At 34.5% G+C, this 26,616-nt stretch carries 28 protein-coding genes and 1 tRNA gene; 21 read left to right on the top strand and 8 right to left on the bottom strand.

Annotated elements, in window-relative coordinates:
• Positions 1-59: 59 nt before the first annotated feature.
• The 3 genes from GQ40_RS03130 (at position 60) to GQ40_RS03120 (ending at position 3,057) form a co-directional block, all read left to right on the top strand.
• Positions 60-1,094, top strand: coding sequence for a M28 family metallopeptidase (locus GQ40_RS03130; RefSeq protein ID WP_047545664.1), 1,035 nt, complete (start codon positions 60-62; stop codon positions 1,092-1,094).
• Positions 1,095-1,190: 96 nt separating this feature from the next.
• The gene (locus GQ40_RS03125; protein ID WP_047545662.1) at positions 1,191-2,756 is read left to right on the top strand and encodes a M28 family peptidase; all 1,566 of its coding nucleotides are present in this window, start codon (positions 1,191-1,193) and stop codon (positions 2,754-2,756) included.
• Positions 2,757-2,981: 225 nt separating this feature from the next.
• Positions 2,982-3,057 (top strand) — tRNA-His (locus GQ40_RS03120).
• 72 nt (positions 3,058-3,129) lie between these two features.
• Here GQ40_RS03120 and GQ40_RS03115 read toward each other — a convergent pair.
• The 5 genes from GQ40_RS03115 to GQ40_RS03095 form a co-directional block, all read right to left on the bottom strand.
• Positions 3,130-3,879, bottom strand: a complete 750-nt coding sequence (locus GQ40_RS03115; protein WP_047545660.1) for a hypothetical protein — start codon at positions 3,877-3,879, stop codon at positions 3,130-3,132.
• A gap of 5 nt (positions 3,880-3,884) precedes the next feature.
• Positions 3,885-4,601, bottom strand: coding sequence for a bacillithiol biosynthesis deacetylase BshB1 (gene bshB1 / locus GQ40_RS03110; protein ID WP_047545658.1), 717 nt, complete (start codon positions 4,599-4,601; stop codon positions 3,885-3,887).
• A 56-nt stretch (positions 4,602-4,657) separates the two neighbouring features.
• A complete protein-coding gene (gene rlmF, locus GQ40_RS03105) occupies positions 4,658-5,521 on the bottom strand; it encodes a 23S rRNA (adenine(1618)-N(6))-methyltransferase RlmF (RefSeq protein ID WP_047545656.1) in 864 nt (287 codons plus the stop codon).
• Positions 5,514-6,680, bottom strand: coding sequence for a trans-sulfuration enzyme family protein (locus GQ40_RS03100; protein ID WP_047545654.1), 1,167 nt, complete (start codon positions 6,678-6,680; stop codon positions 5,514-5,516). Before GQ40_RS03100 ends, rlmF begins: the two co-directional genes overlap by 8 nt.
• 71 nt (positions 6,681-6,751) lie before the next feature.
• Positions 6,752-7,570 (bottom strand): T9SS type A sorting domain-containing protein, encoded by an 819-nt coding sequence (locus GQ40_RS03095; RefSeq protein ID WP_047545652.1) that lies wholly within the window; start codon positions 7,568-7,570, stop codon positions 6,752-6,754.
• A 368-nt stretch (positions 7,571-7,938) separates the two neighbouring features.
• On the opposite strand from GQ40_RS03095, the gene GQ40_RS03090 reads away from it, so the two are divergent.
• The 3 genes from GQ40_RS03090 to GQ40_RS17690 all read left to right on the top strand — a co-directional run bounded on the left by GQ40_RS03090 (position 7,939) and on the right by GQ40_RS17690 (position 9,331).
• Positions 7,939-8,610, top strand: a complete 672-nt coding sequence (locus tag GQ40_RS03090) for an HAD family hydrolase (protein ID WP_047545649.1) — start codon at positions 7,939-7,941, stop codon at positions 8,608-8,610.
• 189 nt (positions 8,611-8,799) lie between these two features.
• The gene (locus GQ40_RS17695) at positions 8,800-8,937 is read left to right on the top strand and encodes a hypothetical protein (protein ID WP_047545647.1); all 138 of its coding nucleotides are present in this window, start codon (positions 8,800-8,802) and stop codon (positions 8,935-8,937) included.
• A gap of 247 nt (positions 8,938-9,184) precedes the next feature.
• Complete coding sequence (locus tag GQ40_RS17690) at positions 9,185-9,331, top strand: hypothetical protein (protein WP_197052647.1); 147 nt, start codon at positions 9,185-9,187, stop codon at positions 9,329-9,331.
• A 166-nt stretch (positions 9,332-9,497) separates the two neighbouring features.
• Here the strand turns inward: GQ40_RS17690 and GQ40_RS03080 are convergent, their stop codons facing one another.
• A complete protein-coding gene (locus GQ40_RS03080) occupies positions 9,498-9,683 on the bottom strand; it encodes a hypothetical protein (RefSeq protein ID WP_047545646.1) in 186 nt (61 codons plus the stop codon).
• Positions 9,684-10,019: 336 nt separating this feature from the next.
• Between GQ40_RS03080 and GQ40_RS03075 the strand changes: the two genes are divergently transcribed.
• Both GQ40_RS03075 and GQ40_RS03070 read left to right on the top strand, forming a co-directional pair.
• Entirely contained in the window at positions 10,020-10,451 is a 432-nt protein-coding gene (locus GQ40_RS03075; protein WP_047545644.1) for a DUF2452 domain-containing protein, read from the top strand.
• Positions 10,426-10,842 (top strand): hypothetical protein, encoded by a 417-nt coding sequence (locus GQ40_RS03070; protein WP_231565537.1) that lies wholly within the window; start codon positions 10,426-10,428, stop codon positions 10,840-10,842. Before GQ40_RS03075 ends, GQ40_RS03070 begins: the two co-directional genes overlap by 26 nt.
• A gap of 50 nt (positions 10,843-10,892) precedes the next feature.
• On the opposite strand, the gene mscL is transcribed toward GQ40_RS03070, so the two are convergent.
• Positions 10,893-11,333, bottom strand: a complete 441-nt coding sequence (mscL, locus tag GQ40_RS03065; RefSeq protein WP_047545640.1) for a large conductance mechanosensitive channel protein MscL — start codon at positions 11,331-11,333, stop codon at positions 10,893-10,895.
• Positions 11,334-11,552: 219 nt separating this feature from the next.
• Here mscL and GQ40_RS03060 point away from each other — a divergent pair, with 219 nt between their 5' ends.
• The gene (locus GQ40_RS03060) at positions 11,553-12,179 is read left to right on the top strand and encodes a SatD family protein (protein WP_231565536.1); all 627 of its coding nucleotides are present in this window, start codon (positions 11,553-11,555) and stop codon (positions 12,177-12,179) included.
• A complete protein-coding gene (locus GQ40_RS03055) occupies positions 12,173-12,892 on the top strand; it encodes a DUF3307 domain-containing protein (protein ID WP_047545636.1) in 720 nt (239 codons plus the stop codon). Before GQ40_RS03060 ends, GQ40_RS03055 begins: the two co-directional genes overlap by 7 nt.
• Positions 12,893-12,974: 82 nt before the next feature.
• On the opposite strand, the gene ccsA is transcribed toward GQ40_RS03055, so the two are convergent.
• A complete protein-coding gene (gene ccsA, locus GQ40_RS03050; protein WP_047545634.1) occupies positions 12,975-16,262 on the bottom strand; it encodes a cytochrome c biogenesis protein in 3,288 nt (1,095 codons plus the stop codon).
• A 324-nt stretch (positions 16,263-16,586) separates the two neighbouring features.
• On the opposite strand from ccsA, the gene GQ40_RS03045 reads away from it, so the two are divergent.
• The 11 genes from GQ40_RS03045 (at position 16,587) to GQ40_RS02995 (ending at position 26,514) form a co-directional block, all read left to right on the top strand.
• The gene (locus GQ40_RS03045; RefSeq protein WP_052184130.1) at positions 16,587-17,396 is read left to right on the top strand and encodes a Rossmann-like and DUF2520 domain-containing protein; all 810 of its coding nucleotides are present in this window, start codon (positions 16,587-16,589) and stop codon (positions 17,394-17,396) included.
• Between the two features lie 3 nt (positions 17,397-17,399).
• Positions 17,400-17,930, top strand: coding sequence for a KdsC family phosphatase (locus GQ40_RS03040; protein WP_047545632.1), 531 nt, complete (start codon positions 17,400-17,402; stop codon positions 17,928-17,930).
• 103 nt (positions 17,931-18,033) lie between these two features.
• Positions 18,034-18,951 (top strand): geranylgeranylglycerol-phosphate geranylgeranyltransferase, encoded by a 918-nt coding sequence (locus GQ40_RS03035; RefSeq protein WP_052184129.1) that lies wholly within the window; start codon positions 18,034-18,036, stop codon positions 18,949-18,951.
• 3 nt (positions 18,952-18,954) lie between these two features.
• On the top strand, positions 18,955-19,542 hold the full coding sequence (locus GQ40_RS03030) for a Maf-like protein (protein WP_047545631.1): 588 nt from the start codon (positions 18,955-18,957) through the stop codon (positions 19,540-19,542).
• 34 nt (positions 19,543-19,576) lie between these two features.
• Complete coding sequence (locus GQ40_RS03025; protein ID WP_047545629.1) at positions 19,577-20,512, top strand: hypothetical protein; 936 nt, start codon at positions 19,577-19,579, stop codon at positions 20,510-20,512.
• Between the two features lie 48 nt (positions 20,513-20,560).
• Positions 20,561-21,103: a mechanosensitive ion channel domain-containing protein gene (locus GQ40_RS03020; protein WP_047545628.1), complete on the top strand. Its 543-nt coding sequence runs from the start codon at positions 20,561-20,563 to the stop codon at positions 21,101-21,103.
• Positions 21,104-21,442: 339 nt separating this feature from the next.
• Complete coding sequence (locus GQ40_RS03015) at positions 21,443-22,147, top strand: alpha/beta fold hydrolase (RefSeq protein ID WP_047545627.1); 705 nt, start codon at positions 21,443-21,445, stop codon at positions 22,145-22,147.
• A gap of 44 nt (positions 22,148-22,191) precedes the next feature.
• The gene (locus GQ40_RS03010; protein ID WP_052184128.1) at positions 22,192-23,319 is read left to right on the top strand and encodes a RimK family alpha-L-glutamate ligase; all 1,128 of its coding nucleotides are present in this window, start codon (positions 22,192-22,194) and stop codon (positions 23,317-23,319) included.
• A gap of 54 nt (positions 23,320-23,373) precedes the next feature.
• Positions 23,374-24,471 carry a carboxylate-amine ligase gene (locus GQ40_RS03005; RefSeq protein WP_047545625.1) on the top strand — a complete coding sequence of 366 codons (1,098 nt, stop codon included), beginning with the start codon at positions 23,374-23,376 and terminating at the stop codon, positions 24,469-24,471.
• 15 nt (positions 24,472-24,486) lie between these two features.
• Positions 24,487-25,305: a type 1 glutamine amidotransferase gene (locus tag GQ40_RS03000; RefSeq protein WP_047545623.1), complete on the top strand. Its 819-nt coding sequence runs from the start codon at positions 24,487-24,489 to the stop codon at positions 25,303-25,305.
• A 6-nt stretch (positions 25,306-25,311) separates the two neighbouring features.
• A complete protein-coding gene (locus tag GQ40_RS02995) occupies positions 25,312-26,514 on the top strand; it encodes a hypothetical protein (RefSeq protein ID WP_047545620.1) in 1,203 nt (400 codons plus the stop codon).
• Positions 26,515-26,616 lie beyond the last annotated feature (102 nt).

Below are 26,616 nucleotides of genomic sequence, written 5' to 3'. Positions count from 1 at the left end.
GGTATTTCTTTTTTTTTCTTTTTATTTGAATCATAACCAGTCACTTATTTTTCCGCTCAATGAAGTTTCAACTCATCTTATTATCCCTCACCTTGGTTGGGTCGTGTGCAAAACTTAGGTATACAGATAAAATTGAACTACTAAAAGAAAGCATTGATTACGATAATGTGACAAATGTTGAAACCTATTTAAATTCAATTTCTTCGGAAGAATTAAAACATCATGTCTACGAATTTTCAAAAAATGAATTTCAAGGCAGAAAAGCGGGAGAACCTGGTCATTACAAAGCTGCAAAATATCTTGAAGATTACTATAAAGAAGAACAAATTCCTTCGCCTCTGGGAGCTAGTTATTTTCAGTATGTACCAGAATCCTATTTTACTGGAGGCATAAAAACATCACCCAATGTTATTGCCTATATTGAAGGTAGTGAATTTCCGCAGGAAGTAATAATTATATCTGCGCATTCAGATCATGAAGGTTTCATAGATAAAGAGATTTTTAACGGTGCAGATGATAATGGCTCAGGTACAGCAGCAGTTTTAGAAATGGCAGAGGCCTTCAAATTGGCTACATTAGAAGGAAAAGGCCCCAAACGCAGTATTGTTTTTTTACATCTCACAGGAGAAGAAATTGGTCTCGACGGTTCGAGATACTATACGGAACATCCCGTATTTTCCATGAAAAACACAGTGGCAAACCTTAACATTGATATGATTGGTCGCATTGATGAAGCACATATAGACAACCCTAATTACATATATATTATTGGTGCAGATCGCTTGAGCACAGAACTCCATTATATTTCAGAAGAGGCCAATAAAAAATTCACCAATCTAAGTCTGGATTACAAATTAAATAGTGATAATGATCCCAACCGTTATTATTATAGATCAGACCACTACAATTTTGCACAAAAAGGAGTTCCTGTAATTTTTTATTTTAATGGTGAACATGAAGATTATCACCAACCTACAGACACTCCAGAAAAAATTGATTACGAGCTACTAAAAAAACGCACTTGGCTTATTTTTTCTACTGCTTGGTATTTGGCAAATTCAGATCAACGAATAATGGTTGACCAAGACTACTAATTCTTGTTAAATTTTGCACAAAGACTAATACCAAAAAGAAGAACTCTATAAGAATTTTTGTAATATCGTAACTATAATACATTAACACAACAAAAAATGAAAAGGTCACTAAACATTATTGCTGCAGCTCTACTTTTGGTAGGTTGCGGAAGCTCCAATCAAAAAACTGTCACAAAAACCCCTGCAGATCCAACAGTGTATGGGACTACAATAACCCAAGATGAGTTAAAAACTCTACTCTACACCTATGCTTCAGATGAATTTGAAGGTCGTGAAACAGGTGAATCTGGAGAAGTAAAAGCAGTCAATTATCTAAAAGACCAATATGTAAAAATGGGAATCCCCTCACCACTTTCAGGTGATGACTATTTTCAGGAAGTACCTTTGGTAAAGCAAAAATCTCCGGAAATAAAGCTAACTCTCAACGATAAAAATTATGAACAGTTTAAGGACTTTCTTGTTTTAGGTGCTGAAAATAGCGAAACAATAGACGCATCAAATATTATATATGTTGGTTATGGTATTGATTCTGAAACCTATTCAGATTATAAAGATCTTGATGTTAAAGGCAAGATATTATTAGCAAAAGCTGGTGAGCCTAAAGATGAAAATGGAAATTATATGACCTCTGGAACAACCGAAGAAACCAAATGGAGCTCTGGCAGACAGTCTATGTCATCAAAAGCAAACATTGCAAAAGATAAAGGTGCTAAAGCATTTTTATACTTAGATCCTTCCCTATTTCAAAGATATGCCGATTACTTTGGTGCTCAAGCTGCCTCTGGCGAATATGGTAGAGTTTCACTACCATCTAACGAGCAATCTACACTTTTAATAATGGTAAGTGAAGATTTTGCAAAAGCGCTATATCCAAATATCAATGATGACGCAATGACAAAATCTTTTACTACTGCTATGGAAATAGATATCAAAAGCCAATCAAAAGATGTGGATTCAAAAAATGTAGTAGCATTTATAAAAGGAAAAGAGAAACCTGACGAGATTGTTGTTATCTCAGCACATTTAGACCATGAAGGCATCAAAGACGGAAAAGTTTACAACGGAGCGGATGATGACGGATCAGGAACTGTAGCTATCTTAGAAATTGCCCAAGCATTTAAAGCTGCAGCAGATAATGGTGATGGCCCAAAAAGATCAATACTTTTCTTACACGTAACTGGTGAAGAAAAAGGGCTTTTAGGTTCTCAACACTATACAGATAATGACCCAATCTTTCCGCTTAAAAACACAGTTGCCGATTTAAATATCGATATGATTGGTCGTACAGACCCAAAACGTGAAGGTGATAGAAATTACGTTTACCTAATTGGTAGCGACAAATTAAGTACAGAATTGCACAACCTTTCCGAAGAAGTCAATAAAAAATACGCAAATATTATTTTAGATTATACCTATAACGATGAAAACGATCCTAACCGTTTTTATTACAGAAGTGACCACTATAACTTTGCAAAAAATAATATTCCTGTTATTTTTTATTTCAATGGAACACATGACGATTACCACCAACCTAGTGACACACCAGACAAAATACAGTATGATTTGTTAGAAAACAGAGCCCGTTTAGTTTTTTATACTGCTTGGGAAGTTGCAAATCGTGAAGGTCGTTTAGTTGTAGACAAAGCAGAACCTAAGTCGTAGATTCAAAATGATATCATTAAGGAGAGTAATATTACAGATCGTTTTGGTCTCTCCTTCAATGACCTAAAATTTTCTATAATAATATTCAAAAAAATCTTTGAAGTAAAACTGAAAAGATTTACATTTGCAGACGCATTGAAAAATGCATACAAATGGTGGCTCAAATCAACTGATTAGAGCATCCTTTTATAAGTTTTTTTTAAAAAACTTATAATAAATCTACATGGTGGTTGTAGCTCAGCTGGTTAGAGCGTCGGTTTGTGGTACCGAAAGTCGCCGGTTCGAACCCGGTCTTCCACCCAGAATCACAAAGCTTCTCAGAAATGAGAAGCTTTTTTTGTTTAAAAATTTAATTAACAGTAAGTTATTAATTTTAATTGTTTATATATTTTCTTTTGATAATTTGCCATAAAAGAACCAATCCAATAATTATAGCATATTTGATCCATTTCGCTTTTTTAGAAGTCTCCTCTTTACCGCTATCCTTAGAATCTGCTTTCGGATTAATATATTTTTTGAAAGTTACACGTTCTACCAATTCCTCTCCATCTTCATAATCTATTGCAACGCCCAACCGTCTTGCTGCGACTTTAAAAGTAAAGTTCTCCATTAACTGGTCTTCAGCACTTAAATCCTCTGGATCATTATTATAAGGCCAATAATGAACTCCATCTTTCACTATAGCTTTATCATAAATTTTTATCTCTTCCTCAAATCTTGTTCCAAATTCTTTTTTGTCATCATCTGCAGATATCGTTTTCAAACGCTGCTTAATTCCTTTTTTGATTAAGGAATAACCATGAAAATTCATAGAACTATGGCAGGCCACAGTTACGATTTCAGAGTTAGGAAATAATCCAACCAAGCCTTTTTCCGCAGAAGTTAATTGGAGTTTTTTAGCACGTTCTAAGGATTTTGAGGTCAATTGGTAATCGTCACTTATAATAATATTACCGTTATAATAGCCAATATTTATAGAGTTGTCTCCGGGATACATACATTCTTCTAATGTACACGTGCCATCCAATTGGTAATTAGATTTACCAATGGCTTTTAAAATAGTGAGATCATCAATAAAATTATTTGTGTTCTCAATGATAATAAGTGAACATTTCCAGCCCATACTGTTTATATCAAATCAAACAAACTATCTACCGCAACATAACGCTCTGCTGTGAAACCCTCTGCATATTCTGTCCCAATTAAACGTCCTAAATCTCTTGCTCTATATTTCACACTATCTGTAAAATTCTTACTTGATATTGGTGTTTGCGGTTCTTTACTATGAGCATCAAAGAACTGGGTTTTATAAGCCAGTACAGATGCCATTTTTGTATCTATATATTCTGAAATATCCACCACTACATCTGGCTCTATTTGTTTCCACTGGATGTAATGAAAGACTTGTTTTGGTCTCCATTTGTCTTGTGACTTGCCTTCTAACTTGGTTTCAATTTTTAAAAGTCCGCTTAAAAAGCATGCATCACTTACTAATTCACTTCCTCTCCCATGGTCTATATGACGATCTTTAATAGCATTGCACAACACAATGTCGGGTTGGTATTTTCTAAGCATTTTAATGATTTCCAATTGGTGTGTTTTATCGTTCACAAAAAATCCATCTGCAAATCTTAGGTTCTCCCTAACGCTAACGCCAAGAATATCTGCTGCATTTGAAGCCTCTTCATCTCTGGTTTTTGCAGTACCTCGTGTACCAAGTTCTCCTCTTGTAAGATCTACTATACCAACTTTTTTACCTTTGGCTACCTCTTTGGCTATCGTGCCAGAACAACTTAACTCTATATCATCGGGATGTGCTCCAAATGCTAGTATGTCTAATTTCATATTTTAAATCTTTCTTTTTATAAATTTCAGTATTTTAGATTATAACTTTTGTCGTATCATTTCACGAAAGTCCAAGCCACTACTCGACTTATCTTATTCCCCAAAGCTAATTGAAGTATTTTAAAATCTGTAGCACCGAGTTTTTTCAATGACGTTTCCATACTAAGTACATGTTGCGTTTTTGAAACTAAACATGTGTACCAAACACAGTTCTCTTTTAATAAAGAACTTTGGTATAGATAATTATGCACAAATGCTTTTTCCCCTCCAGGATACCACAATTCTTTTGCAGTTCCGCTAAAATTACGACTCACTTTATCGGTTGAGTTGCCTAAACCTTTTTGTTTGAGCAATGTGCTTTCATTTGCTTCTGTCTCATTTTTATAAAATGGCGGATTACACATCACTGCACTTATTTTTTCTGTTGGTTTCAAAATTCCGGTGAGGATATTTTGTGGGTTTTCCTGAAATCGTATCTCTATAGAACCGACAAGTTTATTTTTAGCTATAATTTGTTCTGCAGACTTAATGGCTTGCTTATCAATTTCAGAAGCGATAAAGTGCCAACCATATTCCGATTGACCGAGTAGCGGGTAAATGCAGGATGCACCTGTACCAACATCTAAAATAGTGATATCTTCTTTTACTTCGGAAGCATTGAGCAAATCATTCAACAAATGGATGTATTCGACACGTCCCGGAATTGGCGGACATAAATGTGCGTCTGGAAAATCCCAAAATTTAATCCCGTAATGGTGTTTCAGTAATGCTGTATTTAACGATTTTACTGCCTTGGGATTTGCAAAATCGATAGTTACATTTCCGAAGTTATTAATAAAAACAAAGGTCTCCAACTCTGGAGAGGTTTTTAATAGTTGCTCAAAATCGTAACCCTTAGAATGTTTATTATTTTTATGCAAAAGTGGTGGTTTTTGTTTTGGTTATGGCTTGATTAATATCAGACTTTAAGTCTCTAAACGTTTCAATACCAACGGAAAATCGAATAAGCTGATTGCTAATCCCAATGTCATCACGCTGATCTTGAGTGAGTAATGAGTGTGATGTTTCCGCTGGTAAAAGCATGGTGCTCTCTACGCCTGCCAAACTCATTGAAGGTTTGATCAAATGGAGTTGTTTCATAAAGGACATCGCGTCAATATCATCAACTAATTCAAAAGACAGCATGGCTCCAAAATCTTTCATTTGGGATTTGGCGAGCTCGTGCTCTGGGTGATTTTTTAAACCTGGGTAGTACACTTTAGCTACATCATCATGCTTGTCTAAAAACGCTGCTAATTTGTGAGCGTTTTTTGTTTGCGCCTTTACACGCAATGCTAAAGTTTTCATACTGCGCTCCAGCATCCAAACGGTCATATCACTTAAACTACCTCCAAGATTTTTAGAGACGTTCCAAATACGATCCATATGTTCTTGAGTACTGGCTACTGCTCCAGCCAATATATCACTGTGTCCTCCTAAATATTTTGTGGCAGAGTGCATTACAATATCAATACCCAAATCTATTGGATTTTGGTTTATGGGACTCGCAAAAGTGTTGTCTATTGTTGTAATGATACCTTTAGATCTTCCTAAATTAGCAACACCTTTAACATCGGTAATGGTCAATAATGGATTTGAGGGTGTTTCAATATGAATTAATTTAGTATTGGGTTGAATGGCAGCTTCAAAGTCTGAAACCTTATAACCCTCTGTGAACGTGTATTCAATCCCATATTTATGAAATTCCTCTCGAATAAAATTACTCGTACCTCCATATAATGTATTTTGAACAACGATGTGGTCTCCATTTTGTAAAAAAGCAAGAAACATATGACTTATTGCTGCCATACCACTGCCAAAAATCATCGCAGCTTCGGTATGCTCCAATGCTGCAATCTTTTTTGCCAAGAATTCTTGGTTTGGGGTATTAAAATATCTTGGGTAGCGTTTTAAATCTACATCATCAAACTCGTAAGATGTGGATACATATATTGGAGAAACAGCACCTTTAAACTGTTCGTCCTTAATTTCGCCTACATGTGTGCAAATGGTATTTAAGCCTAGTTTTTTCTTTGACATACTTTCTAAATTGTAAGCATTAAAATTACAAAAAAGAACATCAGCAATTCAATTAAAAACTCAGGGTTTTGCTATTTCGTAATAATAAGTCTTTTATTGAATGTACCCGATTTAGTATTAAGACTTACTAAATACGTGCCTTTAGACATGTGAGATACAGAAATGTTATAGGTTCCTGAAGCATTAGAGGTCATGTTTGACCATTGGGACACCTTTTGACCAAGTATCGAATACATAGTTATATCCTTAATATTTAATCCTTGTGCCAAATTGATCTGTAACGTTTTGGTGGACGTTATATAGTTTATTTGAGGAGTTTGGAGAATCACTTTTTCCGAAGATAATGTACTATCCATAAACACTATTGAACTAATCGTATTTGTAAATGTAATATAGAAGCGATTGTTATAATCACCTTGAGACATATTTTCTATAAAATTGCTATCTATTATTGACGTAGTGGTTTGATTAAATGCATCGTAAATATAAACGCTTACGGACTCTTCGAAATGTTCCAGAGCTGTTAATTCTATTTGAATATCTCCAGCATTTGATAAGAATATTCCTAACGGATATGCTTTGGTATCATCAAAAGCCCCAACACCTTGAATTTTACAACGCTGGTTACCCACCATCCAGCTGGCATCATCTTGATAATTATCACTATTTATAGCATCGTAGCCATAATCGTAACCATCTGTCGCTGCATTGTTTGGAGTGAAAGCTAATAATAAATGGCGCACAAAACCTGTAGAGGTCGTGACATCAAGCCGAACGCGTTGTACTTGGTTGTCAGTCAAAGCCACATTATCATCAACAATTGATGAACAATAGCTTTGTTTGGGAATTGCAAAAAGCAATGCGATGCATAAGTAGTTTAAAGCTTTCATTAGATTTGGAATTAAATGAAATAAGTAATTTAGGTGGTGCTAAAGTAGTATTAAAAATAATTAAATTCTATAAAACGCAAAATTAATCGATGAAATGCATTTTAATTTAATTAATATAACGTGATATATTTAGATTTTGGGTTAATAAATTAAGGCATAAAATCCAATAAAATATTTGAAATTGCATAATCTTCATCTGCTTTTACATTGAAACAACCTACTTTTCATCGATACTTCTTACATGCGTATTTCATTTCATCGAATATATATACCATTAAGCCATTAACCTCCAAATTTTTACATAAAAGTAATTGGCATTAAACTAGTATTTATTTATATTCGTAACGCTAATTAATTCAACGTACTAAATGTTTAAATCTGTATTATTTGATATGGACGGTGTCATCGTAGATACCGAACCACTTCATCACAAAGCCTATTACCAACTTTTTAACGATGTCAACATCGAAGTTTCAGATGCACTTTATGCCTCTTTCACAGGAAAGTCCACCATGGAGATATCTCAACAGCTTATCAAATATTTTAATCTACCATTAAGTGCCCACACACTAACTACCATAAAGCGTAAGCACTTTAAAAAGTTATTTAAAAGCGATACTTCATTACAGCTAATAGATGGTGTATTGGATCTCATTAAGGATTATCATAAAAATAATATGTCTTTGGTTTTAGCCTCATCTGCATCCATGAAAAATATCAACCGTATATTCAAGCGTTTTGATCTGGATCAATATTTTTGTGCCAAAATAAGTGGTGCCGATCTAGAAGCCTCTAAGCCTCATCCTGAGATTTTTATAAAGGCTGCGGAACTATCTGGCTATTCACCCAATGAGTGCTTCGTCATAGAAGATTCTACTAACGGTATACTAGCAGCAAAAGCTGCTGGGATCTATTGCGTAGGCTATAATAGCCTGCATAGTAAAGATCAAGATTATAGCAAAGCAAATTTTGTAGTTTCTGATTTTAAAGAAATTAGCTATAACAAATTAAAGAAGCGAGTAACTCAAAAGGTAGCTTAGATCTTATTATATCTGTGTCCGTGAGTTTTAATGAGTATTAAACATTTTCCAAATGAATTGTAAAGCATAAGTCAATTTCAATAATTAAAACGAATTGATAAAAGCAAAAATTTACAGGATACAGTAAATCAATACTTCTAATAACTCCTAATTTTACACTTCATTATATAATGTTTAATTGACACACATATGGAAAAGTTTTTAAGATTTTTAGGAGCAGCTTGGGGAGCAAAAAAGATTGGTGGTGGTAAATGTGGCTGTATTGGCACCATCGTGGTATTCTTTATTTTGTATTGGCTTCTCGGTTTTGTTTTTAAAGTATTTTAGAATACTATATATTCATTTAGTTGAATCATCCGTTAGTTGGATCATTAGTCATTTTATTGAACTGAATTTGAATTATTATATTAAATAAAAGCGCTATTAAATATTAGTGCTGATAAACAAACTTAGTTTTACATATCAATCTCAATATATTTAAAGAAATAGTTTCTGCTATTATTAATACTTTAACGAGGAAGTAATCAATAAATAAACTCTTAAAATAAGAATTAAAATAATATTAGAAGATAAAATGCCCAAACCCAAAGGTCAAAAAAACGGAAACAACAAAGCCAAGCATTCCAAACTCATGGCACAAAAAAAGAATAAGCTAAAAAAAGAAGCAGAATTGCGCAAAGAGCGATTAAAGGCTATTATAAAAAAAGCAAAAGGAGACTAAAAGCGAAGTAATAAATTAAAAATATAGGAATTTTCTTAAAGACTTATCTATTATCTAAAAGACTTATCTATTATCGCGATCAATTTTGTTATAAGCACGAATAATCAACACAGCCCAGATGACAACGCAAACCGATATAAAAATAGAAAAGTAAAGTATAATATCGTTAGCGCTCATTTTTAATTAGTTTTATAAATATGACTACTAGTAATAATGTTGGTGCCCAAAGCCCCATGAAAATAGCAGCTGCCTCATCACCTCTTAGAAACAAATACTCCGCAACACCAATAATCAACGCACATAAAATGAGAATAAATACGTTTGATGCACCTAGCTTTTTTAAAATATCCATAATTAAATAATTAGTTAATATCCCTAATATAATAAGCTAAAGATATCCCTATAAAATTTAGTATCAAAAAATATAAATTCCCAATGGGTAGTGAGTTTTCTAATTCAACATCTGCAAAACCATTAACGCTTAGAGTTTGTAACGCGTATTGCCCAAACAATTGTGGCTAATGTAATGACTAAAGTCATAATAAGTATAATAGCTGATTCTCCCATGATTTTAAATTTTAAATTAACAGCGTTTAATTAGAGCCACAAAGATTATAAATAATTAGTCCCTCAATTAGTCGATTTGAATAAATTGTGTGCTGTATCTTTGTAAAATAAAAGTCAAGTTATGTCTCAAAGCAAGAAGCCAGACCAAATCGTTTTTAATGAAGACACACAGCGCTATGATGCCTCGTTAAAGCCCTATGCCACCAATGTTGGAGCACCAGCCATACAAGTGATCGGTAATTCCTCTTGGAAAAACAGAAACATCCTCAAAGCCAACAAGCAAATAAAAGCCAAATATCTTGAGCTCAAAGCTGCTTACGATCTCATGATAGAAGAGCTAGAATACAACAATCTCGTCTATAATTCCCGTTATAATTTTGAACCTATTGTTGGCGAGGTCTATCACCTTTACCGCGATAAAAATGAAAAATCATTTCTATCCATTATCGCTCCCAGTGATTGCAATTTTGATTTTATAGGCAGTTTCAAACTCAACAGTGAATTTGTTTGGAAACAAGTAAAGCCCAATGATGACCAACTTAGAACTCGCTAGACTTCTTCTCGATTTTGGACTGGTTGTACTTATTTGGATGGTGCAACTGCTCATCTATCCCAGTTTTAAGTACTACTCCACTACTTCGTTACTTAAATGGCACAGTCGGTATACGTTCAATATGGCCCTGATTGTGATCCCTTTTATGTTTGGCCAGTTGATTATATATACCGTTCAAGTATTTCAAGAACAATCTTTTTTTTATGTCTTCGGAATGATTGTCGTGATTCTCCTTTGGTTGTCCACCTTTTTACAATTTGTGCCACTGCACCAAGCGATCACTAATAATAAGTTCTCCAGTAATACATTATCACAACTTGTAGTTCGCAATTGGATTAGAACAGCACTTTGGAGCGTTTTATTTATTTGGAGTTTGGTTGACGTGTTTTAGAATACAGTAAACTTTTAGTCTTTGGTTTACTCTCTTATGGCTTACCCTTTTTATTTATTCTTAAGCAACGCATTTTGCTCCTCCATCAACTCTGTAAGTTGAGACAATAGTTCAATATCCTTCGGCGTTTTAACCACTGTATTTTTAGGATCTTGCGCTTTATCCTTAAGTCTATTCATACCCTTAACAACAATAAAAACAGTCAATCCTACAATGATAAAGTCTAAAAAAGTCTCAAAGAGCATCCCGTATTCAATAGCGACCTCTGTAGTTGTTACATCACCATTTGCATTCAACACAGCATCGCGCAGCACATATTTTTTATCCTGAAATTCCAGACCATCTGTCATTAAAGATAACGGTGGCATAAACACCTTTTTAACCAATACATCTATGACGCTATTAAAAGCAGCACCAATGATGATACCAATTGCCATATCCATCATATTGCCTTTAACCGCAAACTCCTTAAATTCCTTTAAAAATTTCATAATTTTTATTTTTTATTCTGAAAAGTGCCAAAGATATTTAATCGTTCAATATGGACAATATAAAATTTATATTACTTGATTTTCAATATCGTCTTAACTATGAGCTCTTTTTTATCTATGAAACAGCAGATAATGACAATTATCTGTAAAAAAGCAGATATTCTATATTATCTGTAAAAAAGCAGATATTTTGTATTATCTGCAAAAAATATGATATATTTGAATTATAATATATTATACATTATGGTTGCAATAATTACTGGAGATATTATAAATTCAACCGAAACCACACCGCAAATATGGTTAAATGCATTAAAAAATGTCCTCAACCAATTCGGGAAAGAACCTAAGCATTGGGAGATTTACAGAGGTGATAGTTTTCAACTAGAAGTAAAACCTAATGACGCTTTAAAAGCAGCTCTATTAATAAAAGCATCCTTAAAACAATACAAAGAAGTTGATGCTAGACTTGCTATAGGTATTGGAGAAAAAAATTATGATTCTCAAAAAATTACCGAATCTAACGGTAGTGCATTTGTGAATTCCGGACAATGCTTTGAGCAACTAAAAAAAATCAACTTAGCTATTAAGTCACCTTTTGAAGAGCTTGATACTCCAATAAACTTAATGTTAGAGTTAGCTCTTCTGGTTATCGACTCTTGGAAACCTACAACCTCAACCATTGTGAGATACACTCTTGAAAACCCAGATCAAAATCAAGAAGTCATAGCACAACATCTCAACAAATCCCAAAGTAATATTAGTGAAGGTCTCAAACGTGGAGGATACGATGAGATATCAAAGCTACTTGCTTATTATGAATCTCTAATTCAAAACCTATGGTAGCACTTTTCATAAAACTAATATTGGCACATCTCATTGGAGATTTTTTGATACATCCACAAAAATGGGTCAAACACAAAAACAAGTACAAACAGAACTCCAAATACTTGTATTTACACATTCTAATTCATGCTTTGGCATTAGCTATTATTTTATTATTTGACACTACCTATTGGCTTGGTTTCTTGATAATTATCATAAGTCATTACCTCATTGATCTTACAAAAATCCATCTAAGAACTAAAAAAAATAACCGATGGCTTTTTGCATTAGACCAATTGGCACATTTGCTGGTAATTGGGGTAGTAGTTAACATCTACGAACCTTATCTATCCTTAATCTATAATGTAAATTATAGTAAGCTTCTACTGTTACTAACCTCTTTGATTGCAGTGACCTCCATGTCCTCAATTGTAATGAAAACACTCATCTCAAAATGGAAAATTGAAGACAAAGGTGACAAAGAAGATTCTCTTGAAGATGCTGGAGCTTATATAGGTATGCTAGAGCGTTTGTTTGTATTTCTTTTTATTCTAATGGGTTTTATGGAAGGCGTAGGTTTTTTACTCGCTGCAAAGTCAATTTTTAGGTTTGGGGACCTATCAAGAGCTAAAGACCGAAAACTAACTGAATATGTCCTCATTGGAACATTAATCAGTTTTGGGTTAGCAATGGTTATTGGTTTAATATATAATTATGTGACCGTCACCATTTGATAACTAGAATGCTGATTTGCGCATAATTCGCATCTAAAAAATAATTACAAAAAAATAAACCTTTAAAAGCTAATAGCTAAAATTATTTACGATAGTACTTAGCATACTTCCAATAGGCCAAACCAGCAATAATGGCTACGATAGCTAGAGTTATCGCAATATATTGATAGCTCAAAATCTGCTGCCCAGATTGATAAGAATGTAATCCTGCCAAGTAAAAATTAACTCCAAAATAAGTAAATAAGATACTTGCGAACGCTAATATGGAGCCCAAATTAAAACCGTAACGACCACGAAGGCCTGGCATTAATCGCATATGGATGACGAAGGCATAAATGATGATACTAATAAGTGCCCAAGTTTCCTTAGGGTCCCAGCCCCAATATCTTCCCCAACTTTCGTTTGCCCACATGCCTCCAAGGAAATTCCCTATGGTTAGCATAACTAAGCCTACAGTTAATGCCATTTCGTTGATTAACGTGAGCTCCCTAATGTTGAGTAACATTTTGGTTTTGTTCTTTTCCGTAGTAAAAATCATCAGGATTAAAACGGTCAATCCCAAAATCATCCCAAGTGTGAACGGTCCATAACTCGCTACGATTACCGCAACGTGTATCATGAGCCAGTAACTATCTAAAACGGGTTGTAAGTTCCCAATCGCTGGATCCATCCAGTTCCAATGAGCGACCATTAAAATCATTGAGGTTACAAATGCGGTTGCTGCCAATGTGAGCATACTTTTTCTGCCAAAGGCAAGGCCAAAAAACATGGTTGCCCAGGCCACGTAAATCATGGACTCGTAAGCATCACTCCATGGTGCGTGACCTGAAATGTACCAACGTGTGATCAAACCTCCCGTGTGGATTAGAAATAACACAAAGATGGCAATAGCGAGTCCTTTTATAATGATATCTAAAAACCTGCTTCTCGATTTAAAAATCTGAACAATAAGCAGTATAAAAAGTACTCCTCCAATAATCATGTAATACGCAAATAGCTTTTTGAAGATATCGTATTTATTATATAAAATTTCGGTTTTTACTTTATCGTCAGAAAGCATGACTTCACTACCTACTTCGGCTTGGCTACTTTTAAAACCTGCCAACAATTTGTTTGGAAGTCCATAATCTCCAGTTTGTTTCGCCTTATACAATTCACCCAAATAGAAGCTAAAACTGTTTTCTATGAACTTTCCGTAGAGTGTATCATCAATTTTTTCACGGTATTCTTCTTTATATTCTACTGGTGAAATCCAGGTGTTACCCTCATCATTAGGTACTGGGAAAATCTTTATCGAACGACCGTCAAGCGTATTAAACAGTAAACTCATACGATCGTAAGCTTCCTTAAATTCTTTTTGGAAACCGTTTGGCACCTCAGCAGCATATGCGTCTTTGAGGTATGGTCCTATTTTATTTCTACCGTCGTCTGTTAGGAAATCGGTGATCGATACATATTTTTGATCTTTGTCAACACCTATTATTTTTCTAATAGAATCGCCTTTACGCTTTGCCAGGTAAATGATAGGAACATTGTACCAAAACAAAGGACTCTCCTGCATGGACAGTAATACTTGATTAGCATCAAACTCTTCGTAGTGATCACTTTTGCTTAATTTTCTAAGCACTTCGGAAGCAAATGTGTTCATGGGCATCATTCGTCCGCTATAGTCTTGTATCACAAGCTCTCCAAATTTATCGGAATGCGCTTTTGGAGTGATATTAGCTTTAAGAACAGAGTCAATTTGTGCTTTTGTAGGCCTGTCGATTTTTACTCTAGGTGCTGTTTGCGTTTGCGTAGCATGGTTGTGGCCATCACCTTCAAAATGTTGTGTGGAATCTTGTACTACTGCTGCTTGATGGTTATGCCCATCGTCTTCGGTGTGTTCTTGCGAGAAGCCCACCATTCCGAAGAAAAATATAAGAACCGTAAGTGTTTTTGCTTTTTTAGTCTTTACTTTTTCTAGCATACGCTTGAGATCTGCAAAACGAGTGCCTTTAGCGAATAAGATTGCCATTAAACCAAAATACAATAGCATATAACCAAAGTAAGTTACGTAGGTTCCCCAACGATCATGATTTACAGATAATTTAGTTCCTTTTTCATCTGGATAATAACTGGATTGGAAAAAGCGATAGCCTTCTTCATCAAGTACGTGGTTCATAAAAATTTTGTAGTCGTAAGGTGTTTGATTAGGTTTTATAACGGTCACATCACTTGAGAATGCTGAGAAATTATTCTCTGTACCTGGATAACGCTCTGCAACGAAATCATTGAGTTTCACACTAAACGGGAGTTCTTTTACGATAGAGCCATATTTAACAGCAATGTCCAAACCACCAACATTAACTTGCTCGAAGCGTCCATTAATGTATTGTCCACCAAGCAGGTTTAACGTTTTTGTTTCTCCTTTTGCAGTGACATCAACCACAACTCCATCTTCTCTACTTCTTAACATTTGCGATTTCTTTACGATCCCAAATTCTCCTTGCATAACCGGATTAGGAAATACAATCGCCATATTAGCCATTTGGTATCGCGATCTTAATTTTAAAGGTTGGATAGAATCTTTATAAACCAGACCAGTTTCTTGAGTTGCCATGGTCATGTAATCACCTTCAAAAGGAGACTCGATGAACATTTTATTACCTTCTGTAGTAATGTTTACAGCTCCGGGTTGCGGACTGTTTAATGTAAAAACAATATTATGAATAAGTTCCCCATCTTTATCACCATCCTTGATGTGATGGCTGTGAGAACCTTCGTCACCAGCCTCTACCAGTTTTAAATAAGAATCACCAACATCTCCAGGAATGATATCCAGTTCTGCGTCTTTAACAAATTTCTTGACTTTTATGTTAACTGGAGTACCGTTATACTCGGTATTAATTTCAAGGTCGTTATCCAAACGCTCAGAAAAATCTACACGCTCCTGCTCTACTCTTCGCTGTTGTTGCCCATTAACAACCAGGTCACCATCAACAAATGCGGTTAAAAAAACGTCTCTTGTTAAATAGGTGTTTTCGGTTTCACCTTCTCTAATTGGCATCCAACCTTCAAAACCAATATATCTTGTAATTCCTGCACCAATTAAAATAAAAATAAATGCCAAATGGAGTGTTAGGGTTGCCCATTTTGCTTTTTTATAGAGTCTATATCTAAAGATATTACCAATAAAATTGATCACAAAAATTATTTGAATCGCCTCAAACCACCAGGCATTATAGATATAATGTCTAGAATATGGCGTTGGGGAAGTATCTTGGCCTGCATCCATAAATGTACCAATGATCATGGAAACAAAATAAACAATGAATAAAATACCGGTTAGACGTGTAGAAAAGAGAATATTAGCAAGTTTCTTTTGCATGGTAAGAAAGGTTCTTTTTTAGTTGTGCAAAGATAACTATTTTAGTTTGTTTAGTGCTTTGTTGGTTTATCGTTTTTGCTTATTTAGAATGTTAAAAAATGTGAAGAGATTTTAAAGTTTTTTATTTCTTAAATGATTTTAAGATGATGGCTTTTTATTTTCGCTAGCGTATTATATAATCTGTATTCATTATTTCAAATTTTTCCCTCTATCTTCCATCTATATTTACACAAACCATTATTTCACCAACCTTGCAAAATAACTCATGAATATAATTTAATCTACAATATTTATCTTTTCTTATTTCTATTGTATTTTAGCGGTATGATTTCAGTAGTAATTTTAGGAGCAGGAAATGTTGCTCACCACTTATATAAAGCTTTTTTCTCTTCGGAAAATGTCACCATTACCCAATGGTACAACCGAAACAAAAACCACATCACACCTTTAACTAACGAGGTAAGCTTGACCGATGACATCTCGCAACTCGTTGAGGCAGATATTTATATCATTGCAGTGAGCGATGATGCTATAAGTGACATCTCTAAACAATTACCTTTTGAGGATCGTTTGGTCGTGCATACTTCTGGTAGCGCAAGCCCTTACGATATTGACCAAAAGAATAGACGAGGTGTTTTTTATCCTTTGCAGACATTTTCCAAAGATGCAGATATTGATTTTTCCGAAGTACCACTTTGTTTAGAAACTTTGATGCGAAAAGATTATAAACATCTTAAAAGCTTAGCCACATCCATTTCTAAAATCACTAAACGTGTCAATAGTGACCAACGTGCTGCATTGCATCTTGCTGCAGTTTTTGTAAATAATTTCACGAACCAATTATTTAGGGTTGCCCATGAAATCACAGAATCACAAGGCGCGGAATTTGATTTATTAAAACCACTAATTCTCGAAACTGCAACAAAGGTACAATACCTCTCGCCTTTTAAAGCACAAACAGGACCTGCAAAACGTAATGATAAAAAAACCATAAAGCGACATTTAAAAATGCTGCATAATGAGCAGCATAAAGTGATTTATAGATTGATGACGTCTTCTATAAAATCAACACACGCTTTTGATTTGAGTGCTCTGCGTGATCATAAAAACAAACCTACAACTAATAAAAACTAACCGATGGACGATAAAAGCTATAAAGAATATTTAGAACAGATCACAACATTTATTTTTGATGTGGATGGTGTACTTACAGATGGCACAGTAACCATTATGACCAATGGAGATATGCTAAGACGTATGAATATTAAAGATGGCTACGCGCTTAAAACTGCTAAAGATGCTGGATTTAATATTTGTATTATTTCTGGCGGAAGCAACCTTGGAGTTCAAAAGCGCTTGGAGGGCTTGGGTATTACAGATATTTACTTAGGTGCCCACCAAAAGGTCAATCAATACAATGAGTATTTGGATGAAAACAATATTGATGCAAAAAATGTGTTGTATATGGGTGATGATATTCCAGATATTCCTGTCATGAAATTAGTAGGTTTACCTGTTTGTCCTCAAGATGCAGCAATAGAAGTCAAAGGCATCAGCAAATATGTGTCTCATAAAGGTGGCGGACAAGGCGCAGTGCGAGATATTATTGAGCAAATCATGAAAGTGCAAGACAAATGGGATGGAAATTTTGATGCTAAATATGATTGAAATGGCCATTAGTTCTTAGCTTTCGGCACATAGCTTAAGATTGCTTCGTACATTTCAATGAAGACAAACAAAAATAACTAACAACTAAATACTATACAACCAATTGCACATACTAAACCTAATTCGCTGGAAAAATTTATTACTCATTGTCATTGCACAACTATTGATAAAGTATGCTCTTTTTGAATCTTTTGATATCATCACTACACTAAATGCACTTGGGTTTTCACTTCTTGTAATCACAACATTATGTATTGCTGCTGCTGGAAATATCATCAACGATATTTATGATTTAGAAACCGATGGCATAAACAAACCAAACCAAGTTATAATTGGCAGGCAAATTTCAGAGAACTTAGCCTACAACCTCTTTTTTACCCTAAATATTGTTGGTATTATTTTAGGCTTTTATCTCGCACATAGTGTGGGTGAAAGCTCCTTTTTTGCAATTTTTGTGATTATTTCACTGGCGCTTTATGTGTATGCCTCTTATTTAAAAGGGACTGTTTTATTCGGAAATATTCTCATATCACTATTAGTTGCCATGAGCATCACAATTGTTGGTATTTTTGATTTATTACCAGCAATCATTCCACAGAACAGAGCTACACAACTTACATTTTTTGACATTGTTTTTGATTATGCCATCTTTGCCTTTTTAATAACCTTAATTAGAGAAATGGTTAAAGATATCCAGGATGTAGATGGCGATTATAAAGCGGGAATGAACACCTTGCCTATAGTATTAGGTCGTGAGCGTGCCAATAAAATAGCGTTTTTAGTTAGCATGATTCCCATTGGAGCAGTCATTTATTTTATGGTCACCTATCTGTACACACAACCGGTTGCCATTGGCTATTTCTTGTTATTCGTTATCGGACCTCTCATTTACGCAACCATTAAAATTTTTGGAGCAAGCAATAACTTTCATTACAAACATATAAGTTTGGTGTATAAATTGATCATGTTGTTCGGAATTTTATCCCTTTTACTTTATCCTTTTATAATAAAAACCGCTTAACATATGCTTAACGAGAAACTTAAAAATCATAACTTAATCCTCGCCTCAGGTTCTCCAAGGAGACAGCAATTTTTTAAGGATCTGGGTCTTGATTTTGAAATAAGACTCAAGCCTGTTGATGAAGTTTATCCAGACCAATTAAAACACTTTGAAATCTGTGATTATTTAGCACAGTTAAAATCGCTCCCATTTAAGGACGAACTTCAAGATCACGATATACTTGTAACCAGTGATACCATTGTATGGCATAATAATAAAGCCTTAGGGAAACCAAAAACAGGCGATGAGGCTTTTAAGATGTTATCTGCAATGAGTAACGCGACCCATGAGGTTATTACTTCTATATGTTTTACGACCTCAACCTCTCAAAAAACAGTAAATGCGATTACAAAAGTGACTTTTAAAAGTTTGAGTGAACAAGAAATCAATTATTACATTGATCACTTTAAACCTTTTGATAAAGCGGGTGCCTACGGGATTCAAGAATGGATTGGGCAAATAGGCATTACCAACATTGAAGGTTCCTACACCAATGTTGTGGGCTTACCCACTCACCTACTTTATAAAACGTTAAACAGTATGGTATTGTGAGCTTTGGTTTGTAATTTTATATGAAATTATAGCCATGAATAAAATATACATTCTGCTTTTTTCTTTCTTCGGAATATTAGCATCATGCAAAGACGATACCACTTCAAAAGAACAAGCTTTACAAAGCGAGTCTATTTCCGAAGCGCAAAAGGAAATTCCGAAGAAACAAGCATTTAGTCCATCACAGGAGTTTAAAGATTACTGGTATGCTGGCGAGGCAGAAATTACATCTTATAAATTAGAACAGGCACGCTATGGCGAATTGCGGGATGGCACAGCTGTTTTGGTATTTGTTACAGAAGATTTTCTTCCGCAGAAACAAGTAAAAGCAGATAGTTACAGTGAAAATAATATACCGGTTTTAAAACTGAATGCAACCAAAAACTTCAACACCGGTATTTACCCTTACTCGATTATGCAATCTACATTTTATCCCGTAAGCAATAATCAACATGCTTTAAAAGTGAGTTGCTCGGTACAGGAATGGTGTGGTCACGTGTATGCGCAATTGAACAACCGGGATCAATTTGAAATCAATTCACACAGTTATTTTGAAGGTGAGGCAGACCAAGATTTCAAATTGGATAAAGCGATTTTAGAAAATGAATTATGGACGCAATTACGATTAGATCCCAAAAGTTTGCCAGTAGGCGATTTTAAAGCCATCCCATCTTTAGAGTTTTTAAGACTTAAGCATTTAGAAACGAAGGCTTACAATGCAAAAGCCATCAACAAAAATGGACAGTACATTATCAATTATCACAAAATTGATCGAAGGTTAACCATAAATTACAATCCGGAATTTCCTTTTGAAATTACAAGTTGGGAAGAGACTTATAAATACGGTTATGGTGAAAATTCAAAAAAACTAACAACAAAAGCGACCAAACTTGAAACCTTGAAATCTGCATATTGGAGCAAAAATTCTAATGCAGACGAAAGCCTTAGAGAAACCTTGAAATTAAACTAAATGTTTATGAATCTAGTGTATCTTTGCAGGATTAATTAAACCCATCTTATGTTTTTTCAAACGTACCAAACCGAATTGATCACTACAGCAATTATCGTAATTGTACTATTGATCATTCGATTTTTAATTCATACCCTTGTTAGAAAAATTGGTAGAAAGAGTGAGATCAACGAAGCTCGTATAAAGCTAATTAACCGATATATATCTGCTACATTTTTAATTTTAGCTTTAATTATTGAAGCCTTTGTTTTTGGAGCGGAATTAAGAGAAATGACCGTTTTATTTTCTTCTGTTTTTGCGGTTATTGGGATTGGTCTTTTTGCAATTTGGTCTATTTTGAGCAACGTCACTTCTGGTATAATAATGTTCTTTTCTTTCCCTTACAAAGTTGGAGATAAAGTTAAAATCCATGACAAGGATTTCCCTATTGAGGCAATCATTGAAGATATTAGAGCCTTCCAGCTTCACCTTAGATTAGACAATGGGGATTTGGTGACCTACCCTAATAATCTGTTACTTCAAAAAGCAGTGACGCTTGTTGAGAAAGATGCTATTGAAAGTCTTTTTGATGAGGGCAGCGATGCCATATGAGAATTAAGAATTCTTGTCCTTGGAAAAACTAAATACGAAAGTTTATCAATTTCCGAAGAAAACTGAATTTATATTATTCTGAATTTTCTCTCAAAAATTGAGATTTTTTAATGAATTCCATAAACAATCAAGATTTCTTTTGATAATTTAGTAAAACTTAAAAAACCTTGAGTATTCTAGTTTTTATTTTCATAAAATTTAGCGATATTTATTAATATTAGCTCCATTTCCTACATATTTAGCCATTTTGTTGAATCCGTAATATTTTTAAAAAATTTACCGATAATAGCGTAATTTTGCACACTTAAATCTTGATTTAACTAATTTAAAACTAAACAATTGAAGGAAGAACATTTTAAATGGTACTCACCAACATTGAGCAAGGATATTGAAATGCTTGTTTTTGGTCATTCTGGCTATCCAGTTATTTTATTTCCTACCACAATGGGAAAACATAATGAATGTAGAGACATGAAACTTGTTGAATCTGCACGATGGTTTGTTGAGCAAGGCATGATTACCATCTACTGCCCAGATAGTATAAACGAGCTAAGCTGGTACAACAAACAAATCCACCCTGCGCAACGTGCAAAAAACCACGAGTGGTATGATCAATTTATAATGAATGAAATCGTTAATAAAATTTCTACGGAAAAAGGCTTACAAAAAGTAGCGGTCGCAGGTCCCAGCTTTGGAGGCTACCAAGCTGCCAACTTTGCATTTAAGCATCCTGAACGCGTGAGCCATATGTTTAGCATGAGCGGTTCATTTGATATTAAATCTTTTGTGGGCGATTATTATGATGATAATGTGTTCTATAACAATCCGGTAGATTTTTTACCAGGAAGTAACAATCCAGATCTTTGGAACATGAAAATTGTTTTAGGGGTTGGCGAATGGGATATTTGTTTAGATGCCAATAAGCGATTAGCGAGTATTTTAACAGAAAAGAATATTCCATTTTGGTATGACGAGCATAAATGGGCAGAACATGATTGGCCATTATGGAATCGCATGTTTCCGCATTATCTTTCAAAACTATAATTAATTAATCACAATAATAATACTAACAACTAATCATATAAACTATGAAAAAAATAGGAATTTTATTTGGTCAAGAAAACACCTTTCCGCAGGCATTTATTGATCGTGTAAACGAAAAAATCAAATCACAAGGCATCAAAGATATGATGGCTGAAGCTGTACTAATCGATACAGTAGAGCAAGCAAAGTCAGATGAATATGCTGTAATCATAGACAGAATCTCTCAAGATGTTCCATTTTACAGAGCGTTTTTAAAAAATGCAGCTATTACTGGAACCGCAGTAATAAACAATCCCTTTTGGTGGAGTGCTGATGAAAAGTTCTTTAACAATGCCTTAGCAGAATCTATTGGAGTGCCTGTACCTAAGACATTTATCTTGCCAACATCGCATCGTCCGCCAGACACAGATGAGAACTCATTTAGAAACATGAAATTCCCTTTTGATTGGGAAAAAATGTTTGATACGATAGGTTTTCCTGCATATATGAAACCTCATGATGGAGGTGGATGGAAAAGCGTTTACCGTGTTGAAAGCCCAGAAGATCTATGGGAAAAGCATGGTGAAACAGAAAACTTGGTAATGATGCTTCAAGAAGAAATCAACTTTAAAGAATATTTTAGATGTTACGTTTTAGGTACAGACAAAGTACATATCATGCAATACGAACCTAGAAACCCTCATCATTTACGTTACGTTCTTGATGGAGATCCTGTAGATAAAAAGATTTTAGATTTGGTAGAGTCTTACTGTATCAAATTAAATAAAGCTTTAGGCTACGATTTTAATACGGTAGAATTTGCTGTTAGAGATGGTGTTCCTTATGCTATTGATTTCTGTAACCCTGCTCCAGATGCAGATATACATTCCGTAGGACAAGAAAATTTTGATTGGATTGTAGAAAACGCTGCAGATATGGCGATTGAAAAGGCAAAACAGTACAAAAAAGGACAAATGAATCTAACTTGGGGTAGCTTTGTGACCGATCAAATTTCTAAAGCAAAAGCTCCTGTTAAAAAAACAGCTACAAAAGCTCCTGCTAAAAAAGCTCCCGTAAAAAAGGCACCTGCTAAAAATGCAGTTCCTAATAAAACTGCAGCAGCTAAAAAAGCAACGCCTGTTAAAAAGCCTGCAGCTAAAAATGTTGCTCCTAAAAAAGGAACAAAGAAATAGATATCTATGGACTTGATTTTTTAAAGTCAAATCTTAATTAACCTCCATTCAAGTATGAAATTTACGTTAGGTATTGAAGAAGAATATCAAATTATTGATCCTGTTTCTAGAGAATTAATTTCTCACGATCAAAAGATTGTTGTAGAAGCCTCTAAAGTTATGGGTGATCAATGCAAGGCAGAAATGCACCAAGCTGTGGTAGAAGTTGGGACCAATATTTGTGAGGACATTACAGATGCTAGAGAGCAAATCACACATTTAAGAAAATCCATATCTGGCATTGCCAATGATTTAGGTTTCAAAATTGGAGCTGCTGGTACGCATCCATTTTCAAAATGGGAAACGCAATTAATAACACCCAATCCTCGTTATGACGAAATTGTCAACGAATTACAGGATACAGCACGCTCAAATTTAATCTTTGGATTACACGTTCATATTGGTATTGAAGACAAAGAGTTAGCATTGCACTTATCTAATGCCATGCGTTACTTTTTACCGCATTTGTACGCATTGTCTACCAACTCACCATTTTGGGAAGGACGAAATACAGGATTTAAATCATTTAGATCAAAAGTGTTTGATAAATTCCCAAGAACTGGTATTCCTGGTATTTTTGATAACTATGCACAATACGTAAATTACGTTAACATGCTTGTCAAAACAAAGTGTATAGATAACCCAAAGAAAATTTGGTGGGATATTAGAGTACATCCTTTTTTCCCAACTTTAGAAGTTCGTATCTGTGATGTTCCTTTAACTGTAAATGAAACTATAAGTATAGCAGCTTTAATACAAGCTTTAGTTGCTAAATTATACAAACTAAAAACGCAGAATCTCAACTTTATGAATTACCATCGTGCGCTAATTAACGAGAATAAGTGGAGAGCCAGTCGTTATGGTATTGATGGAAAAATGATTGACTTCGGAAAAGAATGCGAAGTTGAGACACGTCTCTTAATGGGAGAATTATTGCATTTTGTTGATGATGTTGTTGATGATCTAGGCTCTCGTAAAGAAATCGAGTACATTCACCAAATGCTCAAAAACGGAACTGGTGCAGACCGTCAGTTAGAAATTTTCAACCAAACAAAAGATCTCACCAAGGTAGTAGATTACATTACAGAACAAACCATTTTAGGCATAAATTAACCTACAAATAACAAAATGACAAATAACAAAGTAAGACTGGCCATATTAGACATGAATGACGACGAACCCAACCAAGGACTTCGTTGCATTGCTGATATTGTTGGTTTTTTTAATACAGATGTGGACTGGAAAATTTACAATGTAAGAGCAAAACAAGAAATCCCAGATACTTCTTATGATATTTATATTTCCAGTGGCGGACCAGGAAGTCCGTTAGACAAAGGCGAATGGAGAGCTCCATATCTCAAGCTCATGCAAAACCTTTGGGACTTCAATAAAAAAGAAAGTCAGCAAAAGAAGCATGTGTTTTTTATATGCTATTCTTTTCAAGTGATCTGCGATTATTTTAATTTAGGAGAAATCAAGCCTAGACGTAGTACTTCCTTCGGAATTCTACCCGTTCACAAAACAAAAAAAGGTCATAACGATCCAGTTTTAGCAGGTTTGAACGATCCTTTTTATGCTGTAGATTCACGTGACTGGCAGTTGATACAACCAAAGCTGACAGTTTTCAAAAACAGAGGCGCTAAAATTTTGAGCTTAGAAAAGATTCGAACCCATGTCGAATTAGAACGCGCAATCATGGCTGTTCGCTTTTCTGATGAGTTCTTCGGAACGCAATTTCACCCAGAAGCAGATCCCGTGAGTATGCAAGCCTATTTTTCGTTAGAAGAACACAAACAAGTGGTTATAAAAAGTTTTGGTGAAGCCAAGTACAAACAAATGATGGATAGAATGGATGATCCAGATAAGTTGATCATGACCTATGAAACTATCTTACCAACCTTCATCAAAAATGCCATTCATCAAATAAAAGAACCCTTACTATCATAAAAGACAATGATAAAAGAACTTAGAGATCAATTCAACGAAAATTTTTCCGAAGAAAAATATCAAGCCTTTCTAAAGGACATAACCACTTCATTTGATTATGTGGTACCGTTTAAAATTGCAGAAACTCCAGCTTTTATTCCGAAGTCATTAAAATCTAAATTGGTAGAGGCTTGCGATGATATTATGACGGTTATCGATAAGCCAAATTTTAAGGAATTAACAAATGGTGCTTTTTTTGAAGCCTCCACAATTGTACCAAATGAGGATGAGCATTCAAAATTTATACAGCTGGATTTTGGGATTTGCAAAGACAAAAAAGGCGAATTAACCCCAAAACTTATTGAATTACAAGGCTTTCCTTCTTTATACTTTTTTCAAGAATTATTAGGTCGTAAATATCGTGAGCATTTTGGAGTGGTGATCCCAAAAGATTTCTCGCAACATCTCAATGGTATGACTCCAAAGGATTATATCGAACTATTACGACAAGAAATTGTAGGAGACACCAATCCTAAACAAGTTATTTTATTAGAGATTGAACCAGAATTACAAGCTACAGCAATTGATTTTTATGCAACTAGCGCAAAATTGGGCATCAAAGTACTTTGTATTACCAATTTGAAGAAAAAAGGTAAAACACTTTTTTATTTAGATGAAAATGGCAGCGAAGTTGAAGTTTTAAAAATTTACAACCGTATTATTTTTGACGAGTTGCACCAACGTAAGGATCTAAAAACTGATTTCAGTTTTCAAGATAAAGTTGATGTGGAGTGGATTGGTCACCCAAACTGGTTTTATCGCATTAGCAAATACACGATGCCTTTATTGAAAGGGGATTATGTGCCAAAATCATATTACTTGGATAAGTTGGAAACCATCCCAGCAGATTTAGAAAACTACGTTTTAAAACCGCTCTATTCTTTTGCAGGTGCAGGTGTTCAAATCCACGTCACTCGTGAAATGATTGATGCTGTGACAAATAAATCAAACTATCTATTGCAAGAAAAAGTTGCTTACGCTCCCATTATTGAAACTATGGATGAGCCAGCAAAATGCGAGATTAGAATGATGTTACTTCACAACTCAAAAACCAATAAAACTCAAATTATGAGTAACCTAATGCGTTTGAGTAAAGGTGAAATGGTTGGCGTAAAATATAATAAGGATAAAACTTGGGTTGGAGGCAGTACTGGTTTTTTTGAGGTGTAGTTTTTATTCTAAAGTACTATTTTTTTGAGTTCTTTTATTATACCATTAATTTGAGGTAAATTGTAACTTAATTCTTCAAAACATTACTTGTCACTACTTACA

Origin of the sequence: Psychroserpens sp. Hel_I_66 (assembly GCF_000799465.1) — a bacterium.
In the GTDB taxonomy this organism is placed as follows: domain Bacteria; phylum Bacteroidota; class Bacteroidia; order Flavobacteriales; family Flavobacteriaceae; genus Psychroserpens.
This window is presented reverse-complemented; position numbering and strand designations above follow the sequence as displayed.

Coding starts and splice junctions, on each gene's coding strand:
- GQ40_RS03130 (WP_047545664.1), top strand. CDS start 60: ATGAAGTTTCAACTCATCTTATTATCCCTCACCTTGGTTGGGTCGTGT.
- GQ40_RS03125 (WP_047545662.1), top strand. CDS start 1,191: ATGAAAAGGTCACTAAACATTATTGCTGCAGCTCTACTTTTGGTAGGT.
- GQ40_RS03115 (WP_047545660.1), bottom strand. CDS start 3,879: ATGGGCTGGAAATGTTCACTTATTATCATTGAGAACACAAATAATTTT.
- bshB1 (WP_047545658.1), bottom strand. CDS start 4,601: ATGAAATTAGACATACTAGCATTTGGAGCACATCCCGATGATATAGAG.
- GQ40_RS03100 (WP_047545654.1), bottom strand. CDS start 6,680: ATGTCAAAGAAAAAACTAGGCTTAAATACCATTTGCACACATGTAGGC.
- GQ40_RS03095 (WP_047545652.1), bottom strand. CDS start 7,570: ATGAAAGCTTTAAACTACTTATGCATCGCATTGCTTTTTGCAATTCCC.
- GQ40_RS03090 (WP_047545649.1), top strand. CDS start 7,939: ATGTTTAAATCTGTATTATTTGATATGGACGGTGTCATCGTAGATACC.
- GQ40_RS17695 (WP_047545647.1), top strand. CDS start 8,800: ATGGAAAAGTTTTTAAGATTTTTAGGAGCAGCTTGGGGAGCAAAAAAG.
- GQ40_RS17690 (WP_197052647.1), top strand. CDS start 9,185: ATGCCCAAACCCAAAGGTCAAAAAAACGGAAACAACAAAGCCAAGCAT.
- GQ40_RS03080 (WP_047545646.1), bottom strand. CDS start 9,683: ATGGATATTTTAAAAAAGCTAGGTGCATCAAACGTATTTATTCTCATT.
- GQ40_RS03075 (WP_047545644.1), top strand. CDS start 10,020: ATGTCTCAAAGCAAGAAGCCAGACCAAATCGTTTTTAATGAAGACACA.
- GQ40_RS03070 (WP_231565537.1), top strand. CDS start 10,426: ATGATGACCAACTTAGAACTCGCTAGACTTCTTCTCGATTTTGGACTG.
- mscL (WP_047545640.1), bottom strand. CDS start 11,333: ATGAAATTTTTAAAGGAATTTAAGGAGTTTGCGGTTAAAGGCAATATG.
- GQ40_RS03055 (WP_047545636.1), top strand. CDS start 12,173: ATGGTAGCACTTTTCATAAAACTAATATTGGCACATCTCATTGGAGAT.
- ccsA (WP_047545634.1), bottom strand. CDS start 16,262: ATGCAAAAGAAACTTGCTAATATTCTCTTTTCTACACGTCTAACCGGT.
- GQ40_RS03045 (WP_052184130.1), top strand. CDS start 16,587: ATGATTTCAGTAGTAATTTTAGGAGCAGGAAATGTTGCTCACCACTTA.
- GQ40_RS03040 (WP_047545632.1), top strand. CDS start 17,400: ATGGACGATAAAAGCTATAAAGAATATTTAGAACAGATCACAACATTT.
- GQ40_RS03030 (WP_047545631.1), top strand. CDS start 18,955: ATGCTTAACGAGAAACTTAAAAATCATAACTTAATCCTCGCCTCAGGT.
- GQ40_RS03025 (WP_047545629.1), top strand. CDS start 19,577: ATGAATAAAATATACATTCTGCTTTTTTCTTTCTTCGGAATATTAGCA.
- GQ40_RS03020 (WP_047545628.1), top strand. CDS start 20,561: ATGTTTTTTCAAACGTACCAAACCGAATTGATCACTACAGCAATTATC.
- GQ40_RS03010 (WP_052184128.1), top strand. CDS start 22,192: ATGAAAAAAATAGGAATTTTATTTGGTCAAGAAAACACCTTTCCGCAG.
- GQ40_RS03005 (WP_047545625.1), top strand. CDS start 23,374: ATGAAATTTACGTTAGGTATTGAAGAAGAATATCAAATTATTGATCCT.
- GQ40_RS03000 (WP_047545623.1), top strand. CDS start 24,487: ATGACAAATAACAAAGTAAGACTGGCCATATTAGACATGAATGACGAC.
- GQ40_RS02995 (WP_047545620.1), top strand. CDS start 25,312: ATGATAAAAGAACTTAGAGATCAATTCAACGAAAATTTTTCCGAAGAA.